Source organism: Paenibacillus sp. J22R160 (assembly GCF_059692135.1).
This window is the reverse complement of sequence record NZ_JCAUAU010000002.1, coordinates 339,342-351,226: the sequence shown is the minus strand read 5'-3', so window position 1 is coordinate 351,226 and position 11,885 is coordinate 339,342. Positions and strand designations below refer to the sequence as shown.

The 11,885-nt window shown below is 51.9% G+C and carries 11 protein-coding genes; all 11 read right to left on the bottom strand.

Annotation, left to right across the window (positions count from 1 at the left end; genetic code table 11):
• Positions 1-6 precede the first annotated feature (6 nt).
• The 11 genes from rlmN to AC58UW_RS05050 all read right to left on the bottom strand — a co-directional run bounded on the left by rlmN (position 7) and on the right by AC58UW_RS05050 (position 11,882).
• On the bottom strand, positions 7-1,077 hold the full coding sequence (rlmN, locus tag AC58UW_RS05100) for a dual-specificity RNA methyltransferase RlmN (protein ID WP_497419616.1): 1,071 nt from the start codon (positions 1,075-1,077) through the stop codon (positions 7-9).
• Positions 1,078-1,173: 96 nt separating this feature from the next.
• The gene (gene rsmB, locus AC58UW_RS05095) at positions 1,174-2,631 is read right to left on the bottom strand and encodes a 16S rRNA (cytosine(967)-C(5))-methyltransferase RsmB (RefSeq protein WP_497419615.1); all 1,458 of its coding nucleotides are present in this window, start codon (positions 2,629-2,631) and stop codon (positions 1,174-1,176) included.
• A gap of 24 nt (positions 2,632-2,655) precedes the next feature.
• A complete protein-coding gene (gene fmt / locus AC58UW_RS05090; RefSeq protein ID WP_497419994.1) occupies positions 2,656-3,609 on the bottom strand; it encodes a methionyl-tRNA formyltransferase in 954 nt (317 codons plus the stop codon).
• 11 nt (positions 3,610-3,620) lie between these two features.
• On the bottom strand, positions 3,621-4,103 hold the full coding sequence (gene def / locus AC58UW_RS05085; protein WP_127452205.1) for a peptide deformylase: 483 nt from the start codon (positions 4,101-4,103) through the stop codon (positions 3,621-3,623).
• 40 nt (positions 4,104-4,143) lie between these two features.
• Positions 4,144-6,657: a primosomal protein N' gene (gene priA / locus AC58UW_RS05080; protein ID WP_497419614.1), complete on the bottom strand. Its 2,514-nt coding sequence runs from the start codon at positions 6,655-6,657 to the stop codon at positions 4,144-4,146.
• On the bottom strand, positions 6,657-7,877 hold the full coding sequence (gene coaBC / locus AC58UW_RS05075) for a bifunctional phosphopantothenoylcysteine decarboxylase/phosphopantothenate--cysteine ligase CoaBC (RefSeq protein ID WP_497419613.1): 1,221 nt from the start codon (positions 7,875-7,877) through the stop codon (positions 6,657-6,659). The genes priA and coaBC overlap by 1 nt, the downstream gene beginning before the upstream one ends.
• Before the next feature lie 70 nt (positions 7,878-7,947).
• A complete protein-coding gene (gene rpoZ, locus AC58UW_RS05070; RefSeq protein ID WP_497368592.1) occupies positions 7,948-8,169 on the bottom strand; it encodes a DNA-directed RNA polymerase subunit omega in 222 nt (73 codons plus the stop codon).
• Position 8,170: 1 nt separating this feature from the next.
• The gene (gmk, locus tag AC58UW_RS05065) at positions 8,171-8,809 is read right to left on the bottom strand and encodes a guanylate kinase (protein ID WP_127452198.1); all 639 of its coding nucleotides are present in this window, start codon (positions 8,807-8,809) and stop codon (positions 8,171-8,173) included.
• Positions 8,799-9,059: an extracellular matrix/biofilm regulator RemA gene (gene remA, locus AC58UW_RS05060; RefSeq protein WP_009672664.1), complete on the bottom strand. Its 261-nt coding sequence runs from the start codon at positions 9,057-9,059 to the stop codon at positions 8,799-8,801. The genes gmk and remA overlap by 11 nt, the downstream gene beginning before the upstream one ends.
• A 34-nt stretch (positions 9,060-9,093) precedes the next feature.
• Positions 9,094-9,978: a YicC/YloC family endoribonuclease gene (locus tag AC58UW_RS05055; protein WP_497419612.1), complete on the bottom strand. Its 885-nt coding sequence runs from the start codon at positions 9,976-9,978 to the stop codon at positions 9,094-9,096.
• 29 nt (positions 9,979-10,007) lie between these two features.
• On the bottom strand, positions 10,008-11,882 hold the full coding sequence (locus tag AC58UW_RS05050) for a bifunctional homocysteine S-methyltransferase/methylenetetrahydrofolate reductase (RefSeq protein ID WP_497419993.1): 1,875 nt from the start codon (positions 11,880-11,882) through the stop codon (positions 10,008-10,010).
• Positions 11,883-11,885: the final 3 nt, after the last annotated feature.

Below are 11,885 nucleotides of genomic sequence, written 5' to 3'. Positions count from 1 at the left end.
TTCACCTCATGACTTGCTCTCCATATGCTTCGCGCGCAGTTGTCCGCATGCAGCAGCGATGTCACTACCTTGTTCACGGCGTATGGTGGCATTAATTTTGGCCTTCTCAAGAATACGTTGGAAGGTGAAAATATCGTCTCTAGGCGTACGTTTGAAATCCCGTTCGGCCACGAAATTCACAGGAATCAGGTTCACGTGGCTAAGCGGCATATCCTTCAACACTTGCGCCAGTTCTTCTGCATGTTCAGCCTGATCATTCACTTCCCCCATGAGGGCATATTCGAACGTGATGCGTCTGCCAGTTTTGGCAATGTAATACTTACAAGCTTCGATCAAATCAACGAAAGGAAACCTGCGATTGACCGGCATCAGTTTCGAGCGGAGCGTATCATTCGGAGCATGAATAGAAATCGCCAAGTTGACTTGTAGATTCTCATCTGCGAACTTGTAAATATTTGGCACAATTCCGCTTGTCGAAACCGTGATATGACGCTGCCCAATGTTCAAGCCCTTCGGATGAATCATCACGCGCAAGAAATTCATCGTCGCTTCATAATTCTCAAATGGCTCGCCGATTCCCATGATCACGATGGAAGAAATACGCTCCCCCGACTCGTCCAGCAGCTTCTGAGCTTTAACGACCTGAGCCACAATTTCCCCGGGTCTCAAATCCCGCTTAAGACCGCCTAGTGTAGACGCGCAAAAGGTACAGCCAACCCGGCACCCTACTTGCGTAGTAACGCAAATGCTGTTGCCGTAGTTATGCTTCATGACGACGGTTTCGATCGCATTCTTATCTTCAAGCTCAAATAAGAACTTGACGGTGCCGTCCTGCGACTGGTACTTTGCGATCTCGGACAACGTTACGAATTCAAACTGATCCTTCAGTTTGTCGCGCAGCGCCTTCGGCAAGTTGGACATCTCGTCGAAGCTGAACACACGCTTAATATACAGCCAGTCAAAAATTTGCCCAGCTCGAAATGAGGACTCGCCGTTTTCTTTCACCCAGCTCTGCCACTCATCCCAATTTAAATCATATACAAATGGTTTTTCTTTCAAATACGGTTTATTAGACACTATTTATCACAACCTGTTGTTATTTGTTCCATCATTATTGCTAATCCTGTTTATTTTATCACAAAGCGGGAACGAACACACATCCCCCTCTTGGAGTTAAGCACGTTTGCGCAGACGCGCAATGAAAAAGCCGTCCGAATGAAACTGCTGCGGCAAAATTTGCACCATCCCGGCGGCAGCAGCCGTAGGATCAACGCTCGCGAAAGTTTCCGCCGGCAGCGGCGCGAGCTCAAAATCGCGATGCTCCGCGAGGAAACGCTCCACCATGCCAGCGTTCTCCGCATGCTCAATTGTACACGTGCTGTATACCAGCACGCCGCCAGGCCTCAGCAGCCGGTGTACCCGGCTTAAGATCGCGTACTGCAGCTCACTGATCGCATCAATCTCAGCTTCCTGCTTCGCCCACTTCAAATCAGGCTTGCGGCGAATAACGCCTAAGCCTGAGCACGGCGCGTCGAGCAGGATGCGGTCAAACGACTCCGCCGCAAAATGCTCATCCAGCTTCGCAGCATCCATCACAAGCGTCTGAATCGACGACAGTCCCAGACGCTCCGCTTGATCTGCGATCAGCTTCTGCTTGTGCTCATGCAGGTCACAAGCCCAAATCTTACCGCTATCATCCATCTTCTCCGCGATGTGAGCGGTCTTGCCGCCAGGGGCGGCGCAGCAGTCCAGCACCGTCATGCCTGGACGCGGCTCCAGAGCTTCGGCGACGAGCATCGAGCTCTCGTCTTGAATCGAGAAGTCCCCCTGCAGGAAGCCGGGGGACAAAGCCATGTTCCCGGCCCCCTGCACAAGGATGCCAGCCGGGGCCAGCTTTGACGCTTCCGCGCTGAGGCCGCTGCCCTGGAGCTGCTCCAGCAGCTCCAGACGGCTGCGACGCCTCGCGTTCGCGCGAATGCTCACGTGCGGCGGCTCATTGTTCGCCGCACAGATCTGTTCCGTCAGCTCTGGTCCCAGCTGACGGATCCATCTGCGCACGAGCCACTCCGGATGGGAGTGGCCCAGCGCGATGCGCTTCACGTCGCCGAGCGCAGCCGGAAGCGTAAGCTCAGCCTTGCCGCGGATGATTGCGCGCAGCACGCCGTTGACCATGCCCGAGATCCCCTGATGGCCTCGGCGCTTCGCGATATTGACCGCTTCGCTGACGACCGCATGGTCGGGGATGCGGTCCAAATAGTGCAGCTGGTAGAAACTCAGCCGCAACAAGCATCTGACCCATGGCTCCAGCTTCGCGAGCCCTTTGCTCACAAAACGTTCCAAAAAGAAATCAATCGTATTTTTACGTCCGATGGTTCCATACACAAGTTCAGTCGCCAGCCCCGCATCGGCCCGTTCAAGAGCATGCTTCTGCAAAACCTGATTAAGCAGAAGATTGCTGTACGATTGATTCTCTTCAACCCGAATCAATACATCCAGCGCCGCTTCGCGGGCAGAATGCTTAACAGCGCTGCTCTTCGCAGCGCCGCCGGAGGATTTTGATGACAAGGGCTTGCGAGCCCCTTGTGTTTGGTTAGATCCATGTTGCGGACGGTTTGGTTTTTGCGTTGACAAATCGAATACCTCATTTTTGTTAAGTTATGGCTGATCTTCGCCCACACGGCCGAATGTCGTACCTACTGCGATTTGCACGCCGCGAATAAATTCCGAAACGGGCATCGCCTTTTTGCCAGCAGGTTGAATTTGGGTCAGCCATAGCGTACCTTCGCCGGTCATCACTTCAATACCGTGCTCGCTGCTGCCAAGAACCGTTCCGGGAGCAGGAGCCTCTGCGAAACTGCGGCTTGTTGTTTCCTTCGGATTCGCGCTCTCCCAAACCTTCATGACTTCCCCATTCCAGAGGGTGTATGCCCCAGGGAAAGGATTCAGACCGCGCACTTGATTCCAAATCTCCACCGCCGAACGCGACCAGTCAATCAGCTCGTCCTCCCTGCGGATATTCGGGGAATAGATCGCATCAGCCTCATTTTGCGGGACAGCCTGAATGCGTCCTGCCAATAAATCCGGCAAAGTCCGTTTCAACAGCTCACTGCCGGCGATGCTTAGCTTTTCAAACAAAGTCCCCGTCGTGTCGGTATCCTCAATTGGAAGCTCTACACGGGAAATCATGTCGCCCGTATCCAGCCCAACGGCCATATACATAATCGTGACGCCTGTCGTTGCTTCGCCGCGCAGCACAGCATGATGAATCGGTGCTCCGCCGCGATACTTAGGCAGCAATGACGCATGAATGTTAATGCAGCCATATTTCGGCAGATCAAGCACGGCCTTGGGCAAAATCTGACCATAAGCAGCCGTCACAATCAGATCAGGCTTGAGCTGGCGCAGAAGCTCCACCGAATCCGCTTGACGCAGCTTCTCGGGCTGAAGCACCGGAATGCCGTGCTTCTCCGCTTCCACCTTCACCGGCGGCGGCGTCAGGACGCGCTTGCGCCCTTTCGGCCGATCCGGCTGCGTGACAACTGTCGTCACGTTATAGCCTTCCTCCAGGAGAGCCTGCAGGGAAGGTACTGCAAAATCCGGTGTACCCATGAAAATGATATTCACTCAGAATCTTCCTCTTCATCGCTAGTGTATGTTTTGGTTGCCAGGTCCGTAAACAGAATCCCGTTCAAGTGATCAATTTCATGGAAAATGCAGCGAGCGAGCAGCTCAGTGCCTGTAACTTCTATTGGATTTCCGTTGCGATCTTGGCCTTTGGCCGTTACATTCATAGCACGCGTGACATCACCGCGAAGACCAGGGATACTTAAGCAGCCTTCGGGTCCGTGTTGTTCGCCGCTGGAAGAAACGATTTCTGGGTTGACCATTTCGATCAATCCGCCATGCTCTTCGCCGCAGTCCATCACAATGACGCGTTTGAGAATACCGATTTGCGGAGCAGCAAGGCCTACGCCTTCTGCCTCATACATCGTGTCTGCCATATCATCGAGCAATTTATGCAGATTGGAATTAAATTTGGTCACTGTGATCGCCTTTTCCCGCAGCACGGGATCTGGATCTTTGACAATAATACGAATAGCCATAACGTGCACCTACCTTTGAGTCTTCTCTATTTGGGATTCCTTACATCAAATATTGCGGGTCAACATCCACACTGATCAGCAGCTTTTCCTTGGATGAGCGCTCTTCAAACCACGCCACCGTTCGGCCAATAATCTCTGCCGCCTGATCTTCCCCACGATATTTTACCACGCATTGGAATCGATATCTATCTTTGATTCGGGAAATAGGCGATGCGACTGGGCCCAGCACGTCCATTTGGAAAGTGTTGTCATCAGAAACCGCATCTGAAAACAGGTCAATTTGTTTCGCCCGATACTCCTGCGCGATCTCTTTAAGCCTCGTGACGAAAGCTTCCGCGAAGCGTACCAAAAGCGGTACCTGTTCATGTGAAAAAGTAACCAAAATCAATCGCTGATAAGGCGGATAGCCTAAATTTGCGCGAACATCCAGCTCATGGTTGGCAAAAGCAATAAAGTCATGCTGACTTGCGTATTGTACGCTATAATGCTCAGGCGTGTAAGTCTGGACGAACACTTCCCCTTGCTTTTCATGCCGGCCTGCACGCCCAGCTACCTGTGTTAAAAGCTGAAACGTTCGCTCCGCTGAACGGAAATCCGGAATATTCAGCACGGTATCCGCAGCAATAACCCCAACTAGGGTCACATCAGGAAAATCAAGCCCTTTGGCGACCATCTGCGTCCCCAGCAGCACATCCGCCTGTTTCTCGCGAAACATCGTCAGCCACTTTTCGTGCGAACCCTTCTCTGTCGTCGTATCGACATCCATTCGAATGACGCGAATGCCTGGAAATATTTTACCCAGTTCCTCTTCGACACGCTGCGTGCCTGTGCCAAAATGGCGAATATGCTTGGATTGACAGCTAGGACACTCGGTTACCTCGCGCTCCGCATAGCCGCAATAATGACAGCGCAGCATACGCGAGCTCTGATGGTACGTAAGTGAAATATCGCAATGCGGACATGTGGAGACGTACCCGCAGGTACGGCACATGACGAAAGTCGCGTACCCTCGCCGGTTCAGCAGCAAAACAATCTGTTCTTTCTTGTGTAACCGATCTTCAATCGCTTTATACAGCGCCGTGCTAAACATCGAGCGATTTCCGCTTTTCAGTTCCTCCCGCATATCGATAATCGCGACAGGCGGCATTGGCCTGCTGGCCACCCGTTCTTTCATCGTGAGCAGTCTGTAAGAAGGCTCAGCCCGATCCCGGCGCCGCCTCGTTCTCTCCAAGCTCTCCAGCGAAGGTGTCGCTGAACCGAGCACAACGACTGATCCTTGCATGCTTGCACGCTTAACTGCCACATCGCGAGTATGATATTTGGGACTCTCTTCCTGCTTATAAGAAGACTCATGTTCCTCATCAATAATAATAAGTCCTATTTTCGTAAAAGGAGCAAAAATCGCGGAACGAGCGCCAATAACCACTTTCACTTGCTTGCGCATAATTTTGCGCCATTCATCGTATCGTTCCCCGTTCGATAACCGGCTGTGCAGAACAGCAACGAGATCGCCGAATCGCCCCTTAAATCGTTCGACCATTTGCGGTGTCAACGAAATTTCGGGTACGAGCACGATCGCTTCTTTCCCCATATCCAAGCATTGCTGGATGGATTGCAAATAAACTTCCGTTTTACCGCTGCCTGTGACGCCATGCAAAAGAAAGACCTCATGGCGCTCCTCAGCGACAGCATCCCGAATTTCCGCGAAAACGCGGCTCTGCTCCTCCGTTAACGGAAGCGGCTTCGTCCTCACAAAAGCACGACCCGCATAAGGGTCGCGCATAACTTCGACTTCGCGCAGCTGAATCCATCCGCGATCGGCTAAGCTTTTGACCGTTGAAGCACCTACTTCCACAATTTCCATCAGCTCAGTTAGCCGAATGGCGTGGGGATGCTCCATCAAGTAGCGCAGCACTTCTTGCTGCTTGTTAGCTCTCGCTGGCAGCTCAGAAAGCGCCTGTTCTAACCCGCTGCCATCAACTGGAGGAAATACCGTTAACGCCTTCTTCGTGCTCATACGGTCTTTAACAACCTGTACTTCCGTCAAAATGCCCGCACCAAGCAATTGCTTGATGAGGGCACCGTCTGCCGCAAAACGCTCCAGCAATGCGTCCATTGGAACGGACCCTTTGGACTTAACGTAAGCAACAATCGCCTGCAAATCCGGCATGTCCAGCAAGGACTGTTCACCGGACTCTTCTCCTACCCCAATCGCCCGCTCATACTTCGCTTTGAGTGCAGCAGGCAGCATAGCTTGGAGAGCTGTGACTTCGTGACATAAATACATGTGGCTAATCCATCTGCCAAGCCTCACAAGCTCATCTGTCAAAGGAGGCACCAAATCCAGGACGTTCTGTATGGGTTTAATCCGTTTCACATCAAGCTGCGTGTTCTCGTGCAATTCCACAACGAAACCTTGCAGCACCCGAGGCCCAAAAGGTACGCCTACACGGCTCCCCACCTCGACCCACTTCCTTAGAGCCGAGGGGACTTCATAATCGAACGCACGGTTCGTTTGTTTCGCAGGAACATCCACAATAACCTTGGCGTACATCAGGATTCCCTCGTCTTAGCCGGTAAACGATCCGCTGTTAATTCGAGCAGTCTGCGTGCTACATCTTTCTTACTCAGGATAGGCAGTGCTTCTACGAGTCCGTTTCGGTCAAAAATGCGCACCACATTCGTATCTCCGCTAAAGCCCGCGCCTTCCTGCGATACATCGTTCCCAACAATAAGATCACAGTTTTTACGGGTCAGCTTGTCCATCGCATGCTCGTCAAGCCGTTCCGTTTCCGCAGCAAAGCCGATGACGAACTGATGCTTTTTCAGCGTACCCAGTTCCTGTAAAATATCTGGATTTTTAATCAACTCGAGCGTCATTGAATCCGCTTTTTTCTTGATTTTTTGATCAGCAATAACAGATGAGCGGTAGTCAGCGACCGCAGCCGCTTTGATCACCACATGGCTTTCCTCAAAACGGGATAAGACGGCCTCTCTCATATCCAGCGCGGACTGAACAGGAACCAGCTCAACACCGGCAGGCACAGGTAATGCGCTTGGACCCGAGATCAGAGTCACCTTGGCTCCCATACGTACAGCTTCCTCAGCGATCGCATAGCCCATTTTGCCGGAAGAATCATTCGTAATATAACGAACGGGGTCAATGCGTTCTACAGTGCCTCCAGCCGTCACAAGCACGCGCTGCCCTTCAAGACGGCGAACTTCTCCCTTAAAATGCCGCTCTACCGCAGCAAAAATCTCCTCCGGCTCCGCAAGCCGGCCTTTGCCAACATACCCGCACGCAAGCTGTCCTTCGCCCGGCTCAATGAAGCGCACACCACGGCTAAGCAAAGTCTGCATGTTCATCTGTACAGCTTGATTCTCGTACATATGCACGTTCATCGCAGGCGCAATCCAGATCGGTGCAGTCGTTGCCAGCAGCGTTGTGCTAAGCATATCATCGCCTAGCCCTAACGCTATTTTGGCGATCGTATTCGCTGTTGCTGGCGCAACAAGCACGAGATCAGCGCTATCCGCCAAGTTAATATGGGAAACAACAGAAGGATCTTTCTCATCAAAGGTATCCACAAATACATGATGACGAGACAGAACTTGAAACGTTAGCGGCGCCACGAATTGAACAGCGGATTCTGTCATAATGACGCGCACCACTGCTCCCGCTTGAGTCAGCTTGCTCGTGAGCGCAGCCGCTTTATAGGCAGCAATCCCTCCGCACACGCCTAGTACAATTGTTTTACCCTGCAAAGCACTCATGGGTATCCCCCTATCTATCTGCTATTCTGAGAAAAAAATAACAACCACAAAGGGTTGTTGGGTAAGCGATTTATTTCTCTTTCTCGTTCTCTGTCGGCTCGATTTTCTCATAGCCAATGTAGTGGCCATAAAGCTCTTCAAGCGCCACACCAACATGCTTATGAGCTTTTTGGCCTTTCAAATCTGATTTTGCGCCGTCGCGAAGAGATCTCGCTCTTTTGGATGCAGCGACAACGAGCGAATACTTGCTGTCTACGATATCTAGCAATTTATCAATTGAAGGATATAACATATTATTTCACCTCATCTATCCACTGTACGATTTTGGGATACACACGCTCTTTTTTGCAATGTTCAGCCGTGAGAATCGCTTGTATTTTGGAGCAAGCTGTTTCCACATGATCATTCACAATTGCATAGTCGTAGTGTTCCATTAAACGGATTTCGTCAATCGCTATCGACATGCGACTGCGAATCACTTCGTCTGTTTCTGTACCACGCGTTACAATTCGATTCTCAAGCTCATCCAGCGAAGGAGGCAGCAAGAAAATAAACACGCCTTCAGAAAACTTTTGCTTCACCTGCAAAGCACCCTGAACTTCAATCTCCAGGATGACATCTTTGCCGGAGCGCAGCGTTTCTTCAACAAAACGTCTCGGCGTCCCGTAGAAATTACCTACGTATTCGGCCCATTCCAACACTTCATCGGAATCAATCATCTGTTGGAATTGCTCCCGTGTTTTGAAGAAATAGTTGACACCGTCTACTTCCCCTTGTCTCGGAGATCGGGTTGTAGCCGATACGGAATATACAATATCCGGAGAGCACTTGCGCAGCGCGGCGCACACGGTACCTTTGCCGACACCAGAAGGGCCGGATAAAACAATCAGAATACCTCTCTCACGCTCAAGAGTGTTCGTATTACTCGTCATGATCATCGTCCTTGTTGGAAAGTCTATGCGCTACCGTCTCTGGTTGTACTGCCGACAAAATCACATGATCGCTGTCCGTGATAATAACGGCACGGGTTCTTCTACCATATGTAGCGTCAATCAGCATGTGACGATCACGCGCCTCTTGAATGATCCTCTTGATCGGAGCCGATTCCGGACTCACAATCGAGATAATGCGGTTCGCCGATACGATGTTGCCGAACCCGATATTGATTAATTTGATAGCCATTTAGGGCTTCCTCCTCGCGAAGCTTCATGCCGCTTCACTCGATATTCTGTATTTGCTCGCGCATCTTTTCAAGCTCTGCCTTCATTGCAATAACTCTAGCCGTAGGCTCCGAGTGATTCGACTTAGATCCGATCGTGTTCACTTCCCGATTCATTTCTTGAATCAAGAAGTCCAGCTTTCGTCCGGCAGGCTCTTTCTCTGAAAGCAATTGATCACATTGCCCAAAATGACTCTTCAGACGAGTCAATTCCTCATCTACGTTAGACCGGTCTGCGAAAATAGCAATTTCTGTCGCCAGCCTCATCTCATCCACAGGTGTCTGATCCTGGAGGAGAGACTGAATTCTATTAGAGAGCTTAGCCGCATAATCTTGCACGACGCCAGGCGCTAAAGCTTCCAGTTCCGTATGGATCCGTTTCAGCTCAGCCAGACGCTCACGAATGTCCTGTTCCAGAAATGCTCCTTCTCGCATCCGCATATCGGATAATTTGGCAACGGCCTCCTGCAAGCAGGCGCACAACTCCTGTTCGATCTCATCGTCAGGCTCCTTGCGAAGCTCTTTCATCTGAATGAGATCAGGAAGTCTTAATAAATCCTTGAGACCGACCTGCTCGGCATACCCGTAGCGTCCCTTCAACTCCTCAGCAGCCTGCAAATAAGCATCTGCCAAAGCGAAATCAACCGTCACGCTCTTGGTGGAAGCCGCTTCACGTTCCGCTGTAACGAAGACGTCAACGCGCCCTCTCCTCACAGCTTGCAGCACCGTTTTCTTCAAAGCGTCTTCAAAGACCGCCCATTCCTTAGGCATTCGAATCGACACTTCACTATACCTATGATTGACCGATTTCACATCGATAAACACGTTGTATCCCGCAAAAGAACGATTCGCTTGTCCGAATCCGGTCATACTGCAAATCATCCTCATCACATCCATTACCCTATTTTAATTCATTTTGAAAGTGGGTACAAGTGGAAATCATGACGATTCGACTTTTCCCACACATACTTTGTCAGGTCAACACACATCTCGTACGCTAGAAAAGGGGTCATCAGATAGATGCCATTAAAGTAAGGCATAGCCGCATCCAGCAGCTCTTTGGCTATCTCCACGCCCATCGCACGGCCCTCTGGACCCTTGAGTCCGCTCATGCGCGTTCTAACTTCATCCGACAATCGGATGCCTGGCACTTCATTATGCAAATACTCCGCGTTTCCTCCGCTCGCAAGCGGTGCAATCCCGATGAAGATCGGTATATTCAGATGCTTGGTCGCTTCATAAATTTGTTCAATGAGCTTAGCGTCGTACACTGGCTGCGTCATAATGTAATCGGCGCCGGCTTCGATTTTGCGTTCCAAACGCTGAACCGCTTTATCCAAATGCTTGACATTCGGGTTAAAAGCAGCCCCCACCACGAAGTTCGCCTTCTGCTTCAGCGGCTTGCCGGAGAACGCAATCCCTTCGTTCAGCTGTTTAATCATCCGGATAATCTCAAAGGATGTCAGGTCGTAAACCGAGCTGGACCCAGGAAGATCGCCGAATTTGGCGGGATCGCCGGTCACGGCCAGCACATGGTCAATGCCCAGCGCGTGAAGCCCCATGAGATGGGACTGCGTCCCAATCATGTTGCGGTCGCGGCACGCGATATGAATCAGCGGACGCGCGCCAAGCTTATCCTGCACGAGGTAACCGAGTGCCAGGTTGCTCATGCGCGTCACCGCGAGTGAATTGTCGGCCATCGTAATGGCGTCGACGTGCGCATCCTGCAGGGCCTTCGAGCCCTGCATAAATTTGTCGATGTCGAGATCCCGCGGGGGATCCAGCTCGACAATAACGGTTTTGCGCTGCTTCACGATGTCCAGCAGCGAAGGTTTGCCTGCTGGCGGCGCAGGCTTCGCCGGAGCTGGCTCTAGCACGCGCACAGCGCGCGCGGGAGCCGCCGTCCCCGGCGCTGCCGGCACGTAGCCCTGCAGCGCCTTCGCGACTGCGGCGATATGCTCCGGCGTGGTGCCGCAGCAGCCGCCGATGATGCGCGCGCCGAGATCGGCGAAGCGCAGCGCGCTTTCGGCGAAGTACTGTGGCGTCGCCGCATACGTGTACTGCCCGTCGACATAGTCGGGCAGTCCCGCGTTCGGGAACGCGGAGAACGGCACGCCGGCCAGCGGGGTCAGTTTCTCCATCGAGCGGAGAATCCCGTTCGGGCCGACGCGGCAGTTGAAGCCGATGACGTCAGCGCCTTCGCCCTGCAGGCGCAGAAACGCCTCCTGCAGCGGAACGCCGTCCTGCGTGCTCCCGGTTCCTTCGTTCGCGAACTGACAAATGACTGGCAGATCGCTCATGCTGCGAATGATGCGCAGTGCCAGCTGAAGCTCTTCCAAGTCATAGAAAGTTTCGAGCATGAGCCCATCCACAGGTGAATCCAGAAGAATGGAGATTTGCTCGCGCAGCGATTCTTCGACATCGGCAGTACGAACATTTTTGCGTTTGCCAGCACGGATCGAACCTATTGCTCCAACAACATAAGCATCATCTCCGACAACCTTCCGAGCAAGCTCTACACCTGCACGGTTAATCGCTTCAACATCTCCTTCTAACCCATACTTAGATAATTTTTCACGGTTAGCCGAAAAGGTATTCGTTTCAATAAGACGAGCACCTGCCTCAAAATAGCGGCGGTGCACATCAGCGACCGTTTCCGGTCTGAGCAGATTCAGTTCTTCATAAGAAATGCCTACCGGAAATCCCATCTGATATAAATAAGTCCCCATCGCGCCGTCACCAGTCAAAATTTCCCGCTGCAGCGCCGCTCGAAGATCCAGTTTCATCAT